General features: G+C 71.0%; 12 protein-coding genes and 1 pseudogene. 5 read left to right on the top strand and 8 right to left on the bottom strand.

Annotated elements, in window-relative coordinates; translation table 11 throughout:
• The 5 genes and pseudogenes from AC5LSR_RS03615 to AC5LSR_RS03595 all read right to left on the bottom strand — a co-directional run.
• Nucleotides 1-345, bottom strand: a pseudogene (locus AC5LSR_RS03615) (acireductone synthase); the annotation flags it as partial.
• The gene (locus tag AC5LSR_RS03610) at nucleotides 342-926 is read right to left on the bottom strand and encodes a 1,2-dihydroxy-3-keto-5-methylthiopentene dioxygenase (protein ID WP_250287374.1); all 585 of its coding nucleotides are present in this window, start codon (nucleotides 924-926) and stop codon (nucleotides 342-344) included. The gene AC5LSR_RS03610 and the pseudogene AC5LSR_RS03615, both read right to left, overlap by 4 nt.
• Before the next feature lie 304 nt (nucleotides 927-1230).
• Nucleotides 1231-2856, bottom strand: a complete 1626-nt coding sequence (locus AC5LSR_RS03605) for a protein kinase domain-containing protein (RefSeq protein ID WP_493468137.1) — start codon at nucleotides 2854-2856, stop codon at nucleotides 1231-1233.
• 341 nt (nucleotides 2857-3197) lie between these two features.
• Entirely contained in the window at nucleotides 3198-5570 is a 2373-nt protein-coding gene (locus AC5LSR_RS03600; RefSeq protein ID WP_493468136.1) for an ArnT family glycosyltransferase, read from the bottom strand.
• Nucleotides 5571-5627: 57 nt separating this feature from the next.
• Nucleotides 5628-6788 carry a hypothetical protein gene (locus AC5LSR_RS03595; protein WP_493468135.1) on the bottom strand — a complete coding sequence of 387 codons (1161 nt, stop codon included), beginning with the start codon at nucleotides 6786-6788 and terminating at the stop codon, nucleotides 5628-5630.
• Between the two features lie 472 nt (nucleotides 6789-7260).
• Here AC5LSR_RS03595 and AC5LSR_RS03590 point away from each other — a divergent pair, with 472 nt between their 5' ends.
• Nucleotides 7261-7992, top strand: a complete 732-nt coding sequence (locus AC5LSR_RS03590) for a M50 family metallopeptidase (RefSeq protein WP_250286986.1) — start codon at nucleotides 7261-7263, stop codon at nucleotides 7990-7992.
• Nucleotides 7993-8310: 318 nt separating this feature from the next.
• Here AC5LSR_RS03590 and AC5LSR_RS03585 read toward each other — a convergent pair whose 3' ends face one another.
• Nucleotides 8311-8472: a hypothetical protein gene (locus AC5LSR_RS03585; protein ID WP_250289719.1), complete on the bottom strand. Its 162-nt coding sequence runs from the start codon at nucleotides 8470-8472 to the stop codon at nucleotides 8311-8313.
• Between the two features lie 397 nt (nucleotides 8473-8869).
• Here AC5LSR_RS03585 and AC5LSR_RS03580 point away from each other — a divergent pair, with 397 nt between their 5' ends.
• Nucleotides 8870-9376 carry a hypothetical protein gene (locus tag AC5LSR_RS03580; protein WP_493465382.1) on the top strand — a complete coding sequence of 169 codons (507 nt, stop codon included), beginning with the start codon at nucleotides 8870-8872 and terminating at the stop codon, nucleotides 9374-9376.
• A 162-nt stretch (nucleotides 9377-9538) separates the two neighbouring features.
• Here the strand turns inward: AC5LSR_RS03580 and AC5LSR_RS03575 are convergent, their stop codons facing one another.
• Complete coding sequence (locus AC5LSR_RS03575; RefSeq protein WP_250286058.1) at nucleotides 9539-11191, bottom strand: glycosyltransferase family 2 protein; 1653 nt, start codon at nucleotides 11189-11191, stop codon at nucleotides 9539-9541.
• A 1146-nt stretch (nucleotides 11192-12337) separates the two neighbouring features.
• Between AC5LSR_RS03575 and AC5LSR_RS03570 the strand changes: the two genes are divergently transcribed.
• From AC5LSR_RS03570 to AC5LSR_RS03560, 3 genes are all read left to right on the top strand, one after another.
• Nucleotides 12338-13309: an NADH-quinone oxidoreductase subunit B family protein gene (locus AC5LSR_RS03570; RefSeq protein ID WP_250286057.1), complete on the top strand. Its 972-nt coding sequence runs from the start codon at nucleotides 12338-12340 to the stop codon at nucleotides 13307-13309.
• Nucleotides 13310-13373: 64 nt separating this feature from the next.
• Nucleotides 13374-14981 (top strand): nickel-dependent hydrogenase large subunit, encoded by a 1608-nt coding sequence (locus AC5LSR_RS03565; protein WP_250286056.1) that lies wholly within the window; start codon nucleotides 13374-13376, stop codon nucleotides 14979-14981.
• A gap of 29 nt (nucleotides 14982-15010) precedes the next feature.
• Nucleotides 15011-15904 (top strand): NifU family protein, encoded by an 894-nt coding sequence (locus AC5LSR_RS03560; protein ID WP_250286055.1) that lies wholly within the window; start codon nucleotides 15011-15013, stop codon nucleotides 15902-15904.
• A 101-nt stretch (nucleotides 15905-16005) separates the two neighbouring features.
• Here the strand turns inward: AC5LSR_RS03560 and AC5LSR_RS03555 are convergent, their stop codons facing one another.
• Nucleotides 16006-16287, bottom strand: a complete 282-nt coding sequence (locus AC5LSR_RS03555) for an FDXHR family putative zinc-binding protein (protein ID WP_250286054.1) — start codon at nucleotides 16285-16287, stop codon at nucleotides 16006-16008.
• Nucleotides 16288-16802 lie beyond the last annotated feature (515 nt).

Raw genomic sequence — 16802 nt, 5'->3', positions numbered from 1 at the left:
GGCCACCTCCGGGAACAGGTGGGAGGTCAGCTCGCCCGCGGCGAAACCGGCGTCCCAGATCAGCCCCTGCAGGGTCTTGAGCGGAGTGATCTTCTCGTCCGCGTCCAGCCAGGCATCGAGCGCGGTGACGATCCGGGCGGTGTCCGCCGCCGGCTCACCGATCAGCCCGCGGACCTGCGCGAGCGCCCGGCTGGTGTCCGGATGCCGCTGGTGGCTGTCGATCCACGCGCGCAGCCGTGCCCGCGAGTACGGGTAGAGGACGTCGACGACGAAGGATGTCGCGCTGGTCGTCCCCTCGATGTCGACGACGACCGCCTCGGCGGTGACCGTGACGGCGGCGGTCACCGGGCGGCGGCGGCCACGGCGTACAGCGCGTCGAAGTCGGGGAAGCGGGACGCGATGTCGCTGCCGGTGAAGTCACCGACCCAGCCGTCGGCGTCGTGGAAGAAACGGACCGCGGTGAACGACGGGCTGCTGCCCATGTCGAACCAGTGCGTGGTACCCGCCGGCACCGACAGCAGGTCGCCGGCCTCGCAGAGCACCGCGTGGACCTCGTCACCGATGTGCAGGTAGAAGACGCCGGCGCCGGCGGCGAAGAAGCGCACCTCGGCGTCCGCGTGGGTGTGTTCGGCGAGGAACTTCGCCCGCGTGGCGGCGGCCGTGGCCGGCCAGCCGGGCGCCTCGGCCGGATGCAGCGCCACCACGTCCACGAGGACGAATCCCTCGTCGGCGACGACCTTGTCCACCTGTTCCCGGTAGGCGGCGAGCACCGCGTCCTGGCCGGCGTCGGACGGGAGGTCCGCAAGCGTCCACTGGTCGAACCGGACGCCGACCGGCGCGAGGGCGGCGGCGGTCTCGTCCGGCCGGTCGGTGTCGCGCAGCACGCGGCCCGGGTCGTCAGCGGGCCAGGTTGTCAGGTGCGTCATGACGGCCTCCTCCGGTCGTGTCCGCGGCGGGCCTCGGCCCGAGTCCCGCCCTGGCCCGCCAGTCCCAGTGTGACGCCGGGCATGCACCCGCGCTGGCGGCCCGCGAAGCAACGCAACGGGAACGACACACAGAAGCAGCGCAACGGAAACGGCACACGGCGGAGAGCCGCCAGGCACCGTGCCCACCGCGGATGCCGTGCGGGGCCGGGACCGCGCGGGCGGCTGGCGTCCCTTCGGCCACGAAGAACGATCACGACCGCGACGGGACCGGCCGCCGCCGGGCGGCTGTCGTCGCCGGAGCCGCTCATCGCAGTGGGACGGTCACACCTTCGCTGAACGGGCCGTCGTGGAGCTCCAGGTGATCAGGCGTGGCATCGATGGGAATGTCGAAGACGAGGGTGCCAGTGACCTTCTCCCCCTCGGAGATGTTGCCCCAGAGCGAGTTGGAGAAGGCCGCCCGGGACAGCAGCTGGTCGGAGCCGTGCCTGGCGCCAGTGGTGTCGTACAGGCTCTGCGAGGCCAGCGTCAGGGTCCGGTCCGAACCGCCGATGTTGCTGACGGTCACATTGGCCAGGCAATACTGGCCGTCCGGATGCCGGGGGAAGAATCCGGCCTTCAGCTCGTCGACACCGCACTGGACGTTCGTCACGGTGAACTGGAGCTGCCCGTCCCGGACGGGGACACCGATGCCCGCCGCGGGTGCCGGCGATGCCGATGACGTGGCCGCCGGGCTGGTGGGCCTGGTGCCGCCCAGCCCGCCCGGGTCGTTCCCGCTCCCGCCGAGGCTGTCCAGAACGACCCAGCCGACCAGCAGCAACAGGGCCAGCAGGGGGACGAGCAGCCACCACCGGCGGGACCGCCGGCGTGCTGGCGGCGGCGCGGGCGGATACCAGCGCGGCGGCGCGCCGGCCGGCTGGCCGAACTGGCCGGGCGTGCCGAACTGGTTGGGCGTGCCGAACTGGTTGGGCGGGTTGGGCTGGCCGAACCGCGCCGGGCCGCCGGCCTGCGCCGGCTGGTCGAACCCGGCCGGCTGGTCGGCCGTGTAACCGGCGGGGAAGGCCGACGGACCGACCCGGGTCGGCGGCGGGACCGCCGCCATCTGCTGCGTCCAGCCGAGCACCTGGTCGATCGGCGTGGACGCGTTCACGTCGGCGTTGCCGTCGACCAGGCGGAGCAGCAGGTCACGCGCGGCCGGGCGGGAACGCGGATCCTTGGTCAGCGCGGTCTCGACGATCCGGCGCAGCGGCTCGGCGAGCCCGGCGAGGTCCGGCGGCTCGCCGACGATGCGCGCGCCCAGGTCGGCGTCGGCCTGTGGCCCGAACCGCCCCGGCTCGACGAACGGGTGCCGGCCGGTGCCGGCATAGGCGACCAGCAGGCCCCAGGTGAAGACGTCCGCGGGCGGGCCGACCGGGTGGTCGAGGATCTGCTCCGGCGCCATCCAGCCGGACGTCCCGAAGATCAGACCGCGGTCCAGGTCGTGCCGTACCACGCCCGCGGGCTTGGCGATACCAAAGTCGATCACCCGTGGCCCGGACAGCGACATGATGACGTTGGCCGGCTTGAGGTCGCGGTGGACGATCCCCGCGCGGTGGATGGCCGTGAGCGCGGTGGCCACGCCGATCGCGGTCCCGATCAGGGTCGACGGGGGCAGCGGGCCGTCCTCCATGACCACGCGGTCCAGCCGCGGTCCCTCGATGTACTCGGTGACCAGGTAGGGCCGGCTCGCGTCCGGGTCGGCGTCGAGCACCGAGGCGGTGCAGAACGGCGAGACCCGCCGCGCCGCCACCACCTCGTGCCGGAAGCGCTCCCGGAAATCCGGCTCGGCCGCGAGATCCGAACGGATCACCTTGACCGCGACCGGGCGGCCGAGGGTGTCCCGTCCCAGATAGACGGTGCCCATACCGCCGCTACCCAGACGAAAGTCCAGCACGTATCTGCCGACGGACGCCGGATCGCCCACGTCCAACGGCTCCAGTGACTGTGCCGTCGTCCCACCTCCGGCGCGGCCTGGCAGCATCACGTCTGCCGCCGCCGCGCTGATACACGCCTGCTCATAGCCTCATCGTCACTCATCCGGGGCCGGATGGGCAGGTCGACCGCGCGCCAACAACCACCCCGGCGGGGTGTCGAACAGCGGACTGTCGTCCGGCTGACCAGCACGTGGTGGGGCAGCCGGACGACAGCCCGTCGCACAGCATCCAGACAGATACCGAACGCTACTACCATCGCGGTCAGGACGCCGTGCACCACGGCCAGGACGCCGTGGCACGGTCAGGACGTCGGCCGTGTCAGGTCGTAGACGGTCTGCCCGCCCACGGTCCGCGCGGTGAAGCTGCCTTCCACCCAGGACGTGATCTCCCCGAATCCCCGGCCGGGACCGCCGAAGCCACCGGGCCCGGCGAATCCGCCCGCTCCGCCCGCTCCGCCCGGCCCGCCGGAGCCGCCGGAGCCGCCGGGCCCGCCGTCGCCGGAGCCACCCGCGGCGGATGCGGCGCCCGCGGACGCGCCCGGCGCGGCTGACCGGCCAGCCCCGCCGCCCGCGAGGTAGTAGTGGATGTCACCAGCCGCGACATACTGTTTGAACTGGTCCAGGGTGGGCGCCGGGTCGCCGCCGTTGAATCCGCCCATCGCCATGATGGCCGTACCACTGGCCAGCTCGAGCACACCTGCGGTCTGGGATCCGGACGTCGCGGCAGCCCAGCGATGGCCGGCCTGGCCATCCCTGAGCAGCTGGACGATTTCGGAGCCGGCGGCCGCACCGCCGTCGAAACCACCGCCGTCGAAACCACCGCCGGGGCCACCACCAGAACCGCTGGAAGCACCATCACGCGGCCGGCCGTCCGTCGCGCCATCCATCGCGTCGTTTGCCGCGCCGCCGGCCGGCCCGAAGAACTGGCGGGCCATCCCGCCGGGAAAGCCGCCGCCGGCCAGCGCCGGGCCGGCGCTGGGGATCGACCCGGAATGGGGGGTCGACGCGGTCTCGACGGCATAGGCGGCCGACGGCGCTCCCAGCGCGAGGGCGACCGCCGCCGCACCCACCACGGTGCCGCTCAGGGTGCCGCTCAGGGTGCCGCTCAGGGTGCCGGTGAGCGGCCGGCGGCCGACCAGCAGGGCGAGGGCGCCGACGGCGGCGGCCGCGACGACGACGAACCGCAGGGCCGGATACCAGTCGGGGGTGCGGTTCAACAGCACGAACGACCAGCCGCCGGTGGCCCCGACCGCCGCCGCCATCAATATCCGGGAAATCCAGGAATTCCTGGCCCGCCACAAGGCCGTCCCGCCGAAAGCGATCAGTCCGCCGATCCCCGGCGCGACCGCGATCGTGTAGTAGGGATGGATGATGCCGCTCATATAGCTGAACACGCCGACGGTGACGAGCGTCCAGCCGCCCCACAACAGCAGGCCGGCGCGGACGCGATCCGTGCGCGCGGCCCGACGGGTCACCCACAGACCGCCCACCAGCGCTGTCAACGCCGCTGGCAACAGCCAGGAGATCTGGGTGGCCATCTCGCCGCTGAACAGCCGGTTCCAGCCGGTGGCACCGCCGAACATCCCGCCGCCGGGGCCACCACCGCCGAAGAACACGTCACCGCCCGGGCCACCTGCCCCGCCAGGAGACGTCATCCGGTTCAGGTACGCGGCGGCTCCGGCTGGCAGATCCCCCTGGGGCAGGCCGGCGAACACGCCCCGGCCGGCGCCCCCGCCGGGATTCCCGTCACCACCGAAAATACGGCCAAGGCCGTTGTAGCCGAAGGTGAGCTCGAGAATGCTGTTGTTGGTCGACCCGCCGATATAGGGCCGGGAGTTCTTCGGCCACAGCTCGACCGCCGCCACGTACCAGCCGGCGGAGACGACGATCGCGGCCGCGCCGGTCAGCAGGCCGAGCAGCCGCCGGCCGACGGATGTGGGCGCGGCCACCAGATACACCAGCGCGAACGCCGGGACGGGCAGGAACGCCTGCATCATCTTCGTCAGAAAGGCGAACCCGACCGCCACCCCGGCCAGCGCCATCCAGCGGAAACCGCCGTCCTCGGTCGCGCGCACCACGCAATAGGCCGCGACGACGAGCAGCAGCACCAGCAGCGCGTCCGGATTGTTGAATCTGAACATCAGCACAGCGACGGGCGTCAGGGCGAGAACGGCGGCGGCGAGCAGCCCGGCCCGCGGCCCGGCCCAGCGACGAACCGCCAGGTACAGGACGCCGACAGCGGCCACGCCCTCGAGCGCGTTCGGGACAAGCATGCTCCAGCTGCTGAAACCGAAGAGCCGCCCGGACAGCCCCATCACCCACAGCGACGCCGGCGGCTTGTCGACAGTGATGAAATTCGACGCGTCGAACGACCCGAAGAACCATGCCTTCCAGCTCTGTGTGCCGGCCTGGACCGCCGCCGCGTAGAAGCTGTTGGCGTACCGGGAGGCACCCAGCTCCCACAGATAACCGACAGCGGCCGCGGCCAGCAGGACGAGCAGCGCCGGGCGTGCCCACCACGGGTCGGCCGCGTGCCCCCGCAGTGGCCGGGGCAGCCGTACCGGCGACCGGCCCGCTGCCCGTTGCGGCGCCCGCCGCGGCGGGGTCACCGGCTCGGCGGGCTCGAGGCTGGTGCCGACCGTGCTCCAGTCGAGGCCGCCGACGCCCGCGCTCATCGTGTGATCAGACTGGCGGAAGCGTTCAGGCTGGTGGCGGTGTTGCTCGCGGAGGTGTTACTGCCGGATCCGCTGGATCCACTGGATCCGCCCGCCAGGCCCGCCGCCGGGCAGACCGGAATCGCGGCGAAGCTGCGCGACGCACTCCCGGAAGGCCTCACGGGTCTTGGAGTCCGTCAGATCCGGACGTATGGGGGTGCCGTCGTCGACGGTGACGCCCTTGCTCCGCAGGCATTCCTGGAGAGCTTCCCCGTCGATCGCCAGCCTGGGACGGCCTTGCCCACGCTCGCCGCCATCCGGGAACCCCCCGTAGCGTGGATATCCCTCACCGTATCTGCCAGGAGGGAAAGGGAAATAGCCGCCTCCGTGGAACCGGCCGTAGCCCGTGCCGTCGCCGGGGAAGCCGCCCGCGGCGAGGGAACGGTCCGCGTTCTGGCCACCGTCCATCCCCGTACCGGCGGCCAGCACGGCGGCGCCGGTGCCCAGGACCACGACGAGCACCGCGGCGGCCGCGATCAGCCCGTTGCGCCGCCGGCGGGAACCGCCGGCTCCACCCGGTGACCGGCCCTCCGCTCCGGCGGCGGCATCGGCGACGACAGTGGGGTAATCGGGGACTTCCGAGCCTCCCGGATCTTCCGGGCCTCCCGGATCTCCCGGGCCTTCCGGGCCTTCCGGGCCTTCCGGGCCTCCCGGGCCTCCCGGGGCGCCAGGGATGCCGGCGGCGGGCACGCCCGGCTGGCCCGGCCCGACCCACCACGGCCCGGCCAGCGCGGCGGATACGGGCACCTCCGACGGCGCGGCGTGGATCAGCGCGACCACGTCCGCCACCGAGGTCGCGGGACCGATCACGTCGGCTCGCACCTGCGCCCCGAAGTCCGCCGAGACGTCGACACCGGGTGGCGTGACCACCACTACGGCGGTGTCACTCGGCCTGGTCGCGAGGATCGGCAGCAGTTCCCGGTCGTACATCGTCACGACCAGGATCGTCCGGATCGTCACGTTCGGTGGCTGTGGGCGGGACGACCCGTCGCCAGCCACGGTGGCCGGCCTGTCCGCGGCGGCCGGCTGCGGTTCGAACGGCGGTTCGAACGGCGGCTCGAACGGCGGCTCGAACGGCGGCTCGCTCGACGGAGGAAGAACATCATAATCGGGCCCGAGCGCTTCCGCGATCAGGCCCGGGTCCGCGGGAAGCCCCAGGCTCAACCACACACGTGTCATACACACACCGTCGCTGTCACGCCTGAGGGAAAGCTTTCAGGAACCTGGGGACTTCCTTGTAGATCTGCCCATCGGCCCGGCTACGGGCGGCTCTCCCCGAACGTCTCTCCCCGCGCCGCGGGGACGCCGCCGGGATCCCGCCCCACAGCGGCATGAAAAGAACACCGTCGCCGCGCTGCCCGCCAGCCCTCCGGGCGGCCACCAGCCTTCCGGACAGCTATGCCGGCGGCATGCCGCCCGCCCCAGTACGGCCGTAACCCGCTTCCCTGCCTCGCCATGATCTAAATCATGACAACCGATAGTCGCTTGGTAGATATTCTGTTGCTCTTTTTAAGAGTTTCTTGTGTGATAAACGAACAGGAAGCCCAAAAGAGCAACGTTCCAACAATGATCCACTCGGGCCAGCCTGCGAGAGGGCGGCCTGCGGAGGCCATGCCCCACAGGGGCTCGATCGTCGCGTCGGGGGGGCGTCATGAGCATCGGTACCGGTGGCACGAGCACGCCCATGACCGCGGCCAGCGAAACAGCGATCAACGTGGTGGACGGCGTGGCCGCGCCACAGTGGATCGTCATGCTGACCGGCCTGGTCGCGCTCGCGGCCGTCGTACCCCGACGGACCTGGCGCAACAGCGGCCACCTCGACACCATCGCGCACGAGGGCGGCCACGCGCTCGTCGCCTACCTGCTCGGATACTGGGTCGTCGGCGTGTGGCTGTTCTCGGACACCTCCGGCCTCACCGGCTCGTACGGACGACCGAACCGGACAACCGAGTTCCTCGTCTCAGCGGCCGGTTACACCGCGCCGTCGCTGCTCGGCCTGGGCGCGGCGGCCCTGCTGCGTGCCGGGCACGTCACGGCGACGCTGCTGCTCGCCGTCATGGCGCTGGCCGCGCTCTTCCTCGTCGTCCGCAACGCGTTCGGGATCGCGATCATCGTCGCGGCCGCCGGAGCGGTCGTACTGGCGCTGCGTTCGGCCGACACGGGCACGCAGAGCGCGCTGGCCTGCTTCCTCACCTGGTTCCTGCTGCTGTCCGGCCCCCGCTCCGTCCTCGACCTGCACCGGCACCGCAGAAAGGGCCCGTCCTCCTCGGACGCGGACGCCATGGCCGAGCTCACCGGCATCCCCGGCGGCCTCTGGGTCGCCGCCTTCGCCCTGGCCAACACCCTGTGCCTGCTCCACGGCACAACCCTGCTCCTGCGCTGACCGGAACCCGCCATGCCAACGTCAAGCTGAAGCCCCACAAAAACCGCCTCTCCGCAGTTGACTGGAGGGCGTATCCGGTCAGCAGCCGTGCGTGACGACCCGTGGTGACGGAACGTAGTCGCGTTTTGGTTTGGAGAAGGTGAGGCACCCGCCCGCCGAAATGATCGCTCTTACCAGAGAAGAGATCATCGAGCGGACAGGTGCGTCTGTATCTCCCGAGGGAGCTTGCCCACCGCGCGCAGCGCTGACTGCCTGATCGTCACCACATACAGGGCAGACTCGGTCGCAATGACCATCTTGCCGCGCCCCCGCAGGGGGTCAGCCCGTCAGGTCATCCCAGGTGAAGCCCAGTTCCGCCATGGCTTCGTCCAGAGGCACGGGCTCGCCGCCTTCGGCAAGCGCCGTGTCCAGGCACTGACGGTCGTACTCGTCCTCCGCGTCCGTGGTCTCGTACACCACGTCGATCACTGGCTCCGGCATGGGCTCACCTTCCTCGTGGCCCATGCGACTCACAACATTCCAATCACAACATTCCAACTTCCGATGTGCCCAGGCTCACATCGGCAAGCTCCACGGTAACCCGACGCACGCCGTCGTGATATCTCCCAGGCCAAAGAGAGGATCATGTCTCGGCTGTTCGGGGGCTCTTTTCGATCGGTCGACAGAGGAGTGTCAGATGTGTTACATGCATCGAATGCTCCGGGTCGGGTAGAGGTGTTCCATGGTTCGACACCGGAGGGGTCCGGCAACACCGTGTTCTCGGAGCGTCACCTGTCCTGCGCCGGGGGCGCGTCCAGCCGCTCACGCGGCGCGTGTCGCGCGTCCGAGCATTCCGCAGCTTCTGTTCGCCGCGACCACGGTGGCGGCTGTCATCGCCATGCCCTCCGACGTGCTGGCGGGTTCGGCATCGACGCTGTCCGACGCGCCGGCCGCCGCCGGCCCCGCCGTCACGAGCCCGGTGGCCGGCCCGGGGACCGCGGGCGGGGCCACCGAGCAGACGGCCACGGGGGCCACGGGTCCGGTGGCCGCCGGGCCGGCGCGGCAGCCTGCCGCGATCACAGCGGTTCAGCGGGACGGCTCGTCCGTGGACGAGCAGATCGCACAGGCGGTGCGCAGCAGCCCGCTGCTGGGCGAGGTCCCGCCGGGAAACGTCGAGGTGACCGACGTCCACGTGTCCACGGTCGATCCGGCCGTCGCGACCGCCCGTGTCATACCGACCGGCGGTGAGACCGACCCCGCCACCGCCCTGCTGCGCCACAGCGCTCCCCCGGGCTCCCGCTGGGCCCTGACCGAGCTGGGAACGGCCGGTGTCGGCTGCGACACCCTGGCCCCAGCGGTACGCGACGACCTCAACATCCCCTGCGAGACCCTCCCGACCGGCTGACCCAGCGCCCCCGGAAGCCCCGGATCATGACAACGAGGGAACACCTGGCTGCTGTGACAGCCACGTGTTCCCTCGTTGCGGTGACCGGAGCGCCATCAGGATGAGGACGCGCGGCCTCCTCTGGTCAGCGGGCGCGCGCCCGGCCCGTGGGCGAGTGTCCGGTCAGTGGGCGAACGTCCAGGCTGACAGGAAGGCGACGGCAAGGATGATCGCCCCGCGGATCGGGGCCTGCCAGCGCTCGACCGCGGCACGCCGCTCGCTGACCGACGACAGCGGGCCGGCCAGGGTCACGAGCAGGATCCCGGCCCACGCCAGCGCACCCACCTGGCGGTCCGCCCGGGTGTCGAACGCGTAGAAGACAACCGAGAACACGAGCACGGCCGCGAGCAGGACCTGCGGCAGCAGGAGCAGCGACACCTTCGGCTGGAAAGCCTTCTCGGTCGTACCGGACGAGCGGGGCCGGTATCCGGACGCGACGCGCACGAGCGCGAGCAGGTAGATCGGGGAGTTGAACAGCACGCTCGACACCGTGCGGGGCGCCGCCCGCGTCCCCGCGTACGCGGCGATGAAGAACAGGGTGCTGGCGAAGTAGGGCAGCCCGAACAGCAGATACGCCCGCTGGGAGCCCGTGGAGGCGAGCGGGGAACGGAAGACGATGGACAGCACCGGCCCCAGCGCGAAGACCACCTGAACGGACGCCAGCAGCGGGCTGAGGGTGCTGTGCAGGTAGTGCGCCCGCTGCCAGCGGGTCAGGCCCGGCCTGGCCAGCGGGTTGTCGAACAGCAGCAGCCGGGTGCTGTCCATCGCCCAGCGCAGCCGCTGCTTGGCGTAGACGGCCGCCGTCGCCGGCGCCGTCCCGACCGATATCGGGACGGGATGATAGATGCTGGACCAGCCATGAGCATGCAGTTCGTATGACGTCTGGACGTCTTCTACTATGTTCCATTCGCTGAATCCGCCGACTGATTCAAGCGCGGACCGTCGGTAGAGCGTCCCGTTCCCGCAGGAGACCGCCGCGTTGTCCCGGTCCTTCGCCGGCTGCAGGGAGCGGTAGAAAATGCTATCGGTGTTGTTCAGGACGTCGAGACGGCCGGTGTCGAAACGCTGGGCGGTGCAGACGAAACCGACGTCCGGATCGCGCAGATAACCGACCACCTGCTCCCCGAGATCCGGGACCACCAGATGGTCCGCGTCGAGGGCGAGAACCGCGTCACCGCGGGTGCGGGCCAGCGCGTGGTTGAGGTTGCCGGCTTTCCCCGGCGTACCGTCGACCCGGGTGAAGCAGGGCACCCCGAGCCGGGACGCGAGCGCGTCGATCTCCCGCCAGTCCTGCCGGCCGGCGATACGGCCGTCGTTGAGGACGTATGTCTGGTGCGGATAGTCGATGGCGAGGGCGAAACGCAGGGTCCGCTCGACCATGGCCGCGGGCTCGCCGCACACCGTCACGAACACGTCCAGAGTGCCCACCGGCGGCGGGGCCTGCCGGGCAGCGCCTGGCCGCAGCCGGCCCATCATCACCGCCGTCCACCCGACGGCCAGGTAGGCGACCAGCTCAGCGGCATAGAACAGGTAGCCGATCGCGCTGGTGCCGCCGAGTGTCGCCGTCCGCCAGGCCAGGTAGATCGCGCCGAGCGCGATGACGAGCAGGCCTGCCACCCGCCCCGTCCGGCCACTGGCCGCCGCCCCGGCCCTGCCCGCGGTGGCGGAGCGCGCGCGCGAAGCCGCTTCCGCTGGCTGCCGGGGCCTGGGCACCAGCGGTACAAGACCGTCGTCAACCGGCACGGCAGCACCGGACGGTGCTGTGTCGCGAGCCATTTCTACCACCTTTCGAAAAAATCAGCCTGTTCGGCGACCGTCCATACAAATGCCTCTGGGACGTGCCCGGAAAAGATTTCAATCAATGCACTTCTCCTGGCTGCTGACAGTCGACCGACATGATGACATCGCAAGTGTTCGCCCTCGATGATTACAGCAGCGCATACCCGCCATGACACAGGGTGAAAAGCCGGTGTTTCTCTTCCGAAGGAAGTAGGGCCGGATCAGGCCCGCTCGTCACCGACCGCCGGTAATATCACCGATAACGCCGCCGGTAATATGCTGGTTCGTCCGTCGAAAACAACCCGAAACGTCCGCCCGGTATACCGTGTCGACCACTTCGGCGGCATCCCTCCCGGGACGCGGCGCGCCATGGTCGCCACCCCGGGTGAATTCCGGTGGCTCACCCGGACGCCGGTGGAAGTGTCCACCGCGGTATCAAACCGGGCACGGTGACGACCATGGACGAAATGTCCAGAAACTGACTGCCGAGCCAGCGGCGGTGGCACGGCGGGCAGCGCCCCCACGCCGATACGGGCAGACGCCCACAGCCCACCGGGCGGCTTCACATGCCGGCGACGGCGCGTCGAAAGGCCCGGAGCGCGCCGCCATCGGGCCCATGTGATCAAGGCGTGATCGGGCTATGCGCGCGGATACCCGGCTCGTGGCGCTGTCCGGGATGTCGGGGAGCCGCCCGCGACCCGAGCGCGCGGCCGGCCGAATCCTCGAGATCGGCCGAGATCGACATCGCCGCTCCGGTCGGGGACCGGAGACGAAAACGCGGTCCTTCAACCGCCCGCTCGCCGGGTGGCCGATAAATGATCATTACGTGATGGCGGTCATACGTCCGGGTTCTGGCAAGGGCGGGCCGTTGACGCCATGGGATCATGGCGATGGAGCCGCGGTGGCGCGATCGCCTTTCTTCCGCGCTCGGGGCCGCTCAGCGCGAGCCCGGAAACCGGCCGGCAAGCCCGGGACCCGGCCTGGCCCGATCAGCGGTCAGGCCAGCTCAGGCCAGGCCAGCTCAGGCCAGGCCAGGCCAGGCCGGGCCAGGCCGGGCCGGCTCGGGTCACGGCAGGCCCCGTCCCCGGACCGCCCGGGGAACGGTCACGTAACCCCGCCCGGGGTTACCCGAGAGGAGGACCGATGCCGTCCGTGCTGTGGCTGCACGGAGGGGCGTGCGGCGGGAACACCATGTCCTTCCTGAACGCCGACGAGCCGAATGTCGTCGACCTCGTCACCAGCTTCGGGCTCGAGCTGCTCTGGCATCCCTCCCTCGCCCTGGAGTCGGGGACTCACGCGCGCAAGCTGCTGCGGGCCTGCGCCAGCGGCGAGACGCCGGTGGACGTCCTGGTGTTCGAGGGCTCCGTGATCGAGGGGCCCGAGGGCACCGGCCGCTACGACATGTTCGCCGACCGGCCCATGAAGGACTGGGTGATCGACCTGGCAGGAACGGCCCGGACCGTGGTCGCGGTCGGGGACTGCGCCTGCTGGGGCGGGATCGCGGCGACGGCGCCCAACCCGACGTCCTCGACCGGTCTGCAGTTCCACAAGCGTGAGCGCGGCGGCTTCCTCGGCGCGGAGTTCCGCTCGCGCGGCGGGCTGCCGGTCGTCAACATCCCGGGCTGCCCGGCCCACCCGGACTGGATCTCCCAGATCCTCGTCGCGCTGGCGACCGGCCGGGCCGCCGACATCGACCTGGACGAGCTCCAGCGGCCGCGGACGTTCTTCACCAGCTTCACGCACACCGGATGCACCCGGACGGAGTTCTTCGAGTACAAGCAGTCCACCACCACGTTCGGGGAGGGCACCCGCACCGGCTGCCTGTTCTACGAGCTCGGCTGCCGCGGCCCGATGACCCACTCGTCGTGCAACCGCATCCTGTGGAACGGCCAGTCGTCCAAGACCCGGGCGGGTGTGCCGTGCATCGGGTGCACCGAGCCGGAGTTCCCGTTCTTCGACCTTGAGCCGGGGACGGTCTTCCGGACCCGCAAGGCCGCCGGCGTCATCCCCCGGGAGATCCCGGAAGGCACCCGCCACCTCACCTACCTGGCCCAGTCCGCGATCGCGAAGATCGCCGCCCCGGACTGGTCGAAGAAGGACACGTTCGTCGTCTGACGCCCCGCCCGCTCCGCTCCGCCCGCACCGGATGGACACCGCCGACTGGAAGAAGGGGACACCGATGACCACCGTCGATCTCAACGTCAGCCCGATGGGCCGGGTCGAGGGCGACCTGGACGTCCAGGTGACGGTCAGCGATGGCGTGGTGACCTCCGCGCGGGCCCAGGCGGCCATGTTCCGCGGCTTCGAGATCATCCTTCAGGGCAAGGACCCCCAGGCCGGCCTGATCGTCACCCCGCGCATCTGCGGCATCTGCGGCGGCAGCCACCTGTACAAGGCCGCGTACGCCCTGGACGTGGCGTGGGGCACCCGGATACCGCCCAACGCCACGCTGGTCCGCAACATCGCGCAGGCGTGCGAGACGCTGCAGAGCATCCCGCGCTACTTCTACGCGCTGTTCGCGATCGACCTGACGAACAGGAAGTACGCGCGCTCGCCGCTCTACGACGAGGCCGTCCGGCGCTTCACCCCGTACACCGGTACCAGCTACGCCCCGGGGGTCGTCCTGTCCGGCAAGCCGACCGAGGTGTACGCGATCCTCGGCGGGCAGTGGCCGCACTCCAGCTTCATGGTGCCCGGGGGTGTCATGGGCGCACCCACCCTCTCCGACGTCACCCGGTCGATCGCCATCCTGGAGCACTGGAAGCACAACTGGCTGGAGAAGTACTGGCTCGGCTGTTCGGTCGAGCGCTGGCTGGCCAACCGCACCTGGGACGACGTGCTCGCCTGGGTCGAGGAGAACGACTCCCAGCACGACAGCGACTGCGGCTTCTTCATCCGCTACGGCCGTGACATCGGCCTGGACACCTACGGCGGCGGGATCGGCAACTACCTGGCCACCGGCACCTACTTCCACCCCGACCTCTACGCGGAGCCGACCATCGAGGGACGCAACGCCGCCCTGATCGCCCGCTCGGGGGTCTGTTCCAACGGCGAGTTCCTCACCTTCGACCAGAGGTGGGTCCGCGAGGACGTCACCCACTCCTTCTACGAGGGGACGCAGGCCCGCCACCCGTTCGACGGCGAGACCCGGCCGCTCGACCCGCAGCGAGGGCGTGAGCAGGGCAAGTACAGCTGGGCGAAAGCGCCGCGCTACCACCTGTCGGGGCAGGGGTACGTCCCGATGGAGGCCGGCCCGCTGGCCCGCCGGATAGTCGCCGGCGCCCCCGGCGCCGCCGCCCACCAGGACTACGACCCGCTGTTCACCGACATCATTGCCCGGGCCGGGCCGTCGGTGCTGGTCCGCCAGCTCGCCCGGATGCACGAGGCCGCAAAGTACTACCAGTGGACGCGGCAGTGGCTCGACCAGCTCGACCTGCGGGAGAGCTTCTACACCAGACCGGCCGAGCCCACCGAGGGCCGCGGTTTCGGGGCCACCGAGGCCGCCCGCGGGTCGCTGGCCGACTGGATCGTCATCGAGGACGGAAAGATCGCGAACTACCAGGTGGTCACGCCGACCGCGTGGAACATCGGCCCCCGGGACGGCTCGCAGACGCCCGGCCCGATCGAGCAGGCCCTGGTCGGCACACCGGTCGCCGACGCCGAGGACCCGGTGGAGCTCGGGCATGTGGCCCGCAGCTTCGACTCCTGTCTGGTGTGCACCGTGCACGCCTACGACGGGCGGACCGGCCGGGAACTGAGCAAGTTCGTGATCAACGGTGCGGTCTGACCCGGGGGAGACGGACAAGGAGCCCAGCGATGAGTGACGCCCGGCCGACCGGGCCGACGTGGAACGAACCCGGCTTCGGCGCGCTCTCGGAGGCGCTCGACGAGGCGGCGGCCGGCGTCCGGGAGCTGGAACCGGCGGCCCGGCTGCGGGCCGAGCAGCTGCGGCACGCCGTCGAGGCCCTGCACGGCAGCGGGATCAACGCGATCGTCCGCCGGCTGCGCGAGGATCCCCGCGGCCGGGAGCTGCTGTTCGAGCTGGCGGACGATCCCGTGGTACGCCTGCTCTTCTCCGTGCACGGGATCCTCCAGCCCACGCCGGTGACCGAGTCGCTGCGCGCGCTGGAGAAGGTCCGCCCGTACCTGCGGGCGCACGGCGGGAACGCGGAGCTGGTCCGGGTGGACGGGGACACCGCGTTCCTGCGGGTCAGCGGCACCTGCAACAGCCGCGCGCTGGCCGGAGTCACGTTGCGTGAGGTCGTCAAGGAGGCTCTGATCGGCGGGGTCGGGTCGATCGCGCGCGTGGTGATGCTCGCGGGTGACCCACCCCCGACACTGATCCCGCTGGGCCCGGTGCGTAACCGCGACGATGGAGACGACGGATGGGTGGCGGTCGGGACGGCGGCGGACCTCGGCGGGCGGCCGATCACGGCGCTGCACCTCGAGCGGGCCGACGGCGTCAGGGCCGACATCGTGGTCATCAGTCTCGACGGCCGGCTCACCGCCTACCGCGACACCTGCGCCCACCAGGGCCTGCCGATCAACGTGGCGCAGCTCGACCCGGCCACCGACACCCTCACCTGTCCGCGGCACGGATTCTGTTACGACGCGCGCTCCGGCGCCTGCCTGAACTCGCCAGGCGCGCAGCTGACGCGGCTGCCCCTGCGGGTGGACAACGGCCAGGTGTGGATACGGCTCGACGCGTGACAGCCGGCCACGCGACAGGATCATGTGGGGCTGTCCGGGCCGCCGGTTCCCGTCCTGGCCGGCGCTCCCCCGGCGTCGGCGTTCAGCCGGCCTGGCCGCGTTCAGCCGGCCTGGCGGATCCTGGAGTGGTGCGGCGCCCGCAGGATCTTTCCCGGGGCTCGCTCGTCGGCGGCCACCCAGTATCCGCCGTCAGGGCGTAGGCCCACCTGCTCGGGCGGGACGCACCGGCCGTCGACACGGTGGGCGTCGAACCCGGTGCCCACTCCCGCGAAGGTCTCGTGGCAGCCCGGGCAATGGGCGGCGGTCAGCGCCGTCCACTGCACGTCGCATCGCCCGCAGCCCAGCAGAATCGGGCGATCGTAGTCGACGTCCCGGCCAGCCAATGGCTCGCTCCTCACGCATGTCCGAGCTCTCGCCCTCCGCGGCCATGGTTCTTCCGCCCATGTATCGCGGCGAGCGCCGCTCCCCTGCGCTCACCGTCACAGTGCCGCAGACACGCAGACTATCGGTGTATCCACCGCGTTTCGCCCCGTCCCCTCCTCGAAGCTCGTCCAGCAGGTCAACGGCAGCGCGAAAACCATGATTTATTGATCTTTGGTTGTTACCGGCGGATCCTGGCCGCCGGTCACGCGGAAACCACGACCGTACGGTCTCCGGTCGGCCACGGAGGTGCAGACAAACGCACGGTACCGAAGACGGCACCAAACGCGGCTGACAGGCCGATCGGGAGAACCGGGCCAGGGCCCCTGCGCCGCCGTTGACCGGTTTGTCAGCGTCTGCCGAGGGTCATGACGTCGTCGTGCCGCGCCACCTGACAGGTGGGCCGCCGTTGGCCTGGTGGTACCAGAATAGTCCCGGGTTGCGCCGGCGGGCCCGGGGACGGCACGGCCGTCCTTCG

This window comes from Protofrankia sp. CiP1_Cm_nod4 (genome assembly GCF_982290645.1).
This window is presented reverse-complemented; position numbering and strand designations above follow the sequence as displayed.

What these genes read in the sequence shown, in the direction of transcription:
- AC5LSR_RS03560 (WP_250286055.1), top strand. Translation starts at nt 15,011, where the DNA reads ATGAGTGACGCCCGGCCGACCGGGCCGACGTGGAACGAACCCGGCTTC.
- AC5LSR_RS03595 (WP_493468135.1), bottom strand. Translation starts at nt 6,788, where the DNA reads ATGACACGTGTGTGGTTGAGCCTGGGGCTTCCCGCGGACCCGGGCCTG.
- AC5LSR_RS03610 (WP_250287374.1), bottom strand. Translation starts at nt 926, where the DNA reads ATGACGCACCTGACAACCTGGCCCGCTGACGACCCGGGCCGCGTGCTG.
- AC5LSR_RS03575 (WP_250286058.1), bottom strand. Translation starts at nt 11,191, where the DNA reads ATGGCTCGCGACACAGCACCGTCCGGTGCTGCCGTGCCGGTTGACGAC.
- AC5LSR_RS03590 (WP_250286986.1), top strand. Translation starts at nt 7,261, where the DNA reads ATGAGCATCGGTACCGGTGGCACGAGCACGCCCATGACCGCGGCCAGC.
- AC5LSR_RS03570 (WP_250286057.1), top strand. Translation starts at nt 12,338, where the DNA reads ATGCCGTCCGTGCTGTGGCTGCACGGAGGGGCGTGCGGCGGGAACACC.
- AC5LSR_RS03580 (WP_493465382.1), top strand. Translation starts at nt 8,870, where the DNA reads ATGCCCTCCGACGTGCTGGCGGGTTCGGCATCGACGCTGTCCGACGCG.
- AC5LSR_RS03585 (WP_250289719.1), bottom strand. Translation starts at nt 8,472, where the DNA reads ATGCCGGAGCCAGTGATCGACGTGGTGTACGAGACCACGGACGCGGAG.
- AC5LSR_RS03565 (WP_250286056.1), top strand. Translation starts at nt 13,374, where the DNA reads ATGACCACCGTCGATCTCAACGTCAGCCCGATGGGCCGGGTCGAGGGC.
- AC5LSR_RS03600 (WP_493468136.1), bottom strand. Translation starts at nt 5,570, where the DNA reads ATGAGCGCGGGCGTCGGCGGCCTCGACTGGAGCACGGTCGGCACCAGC.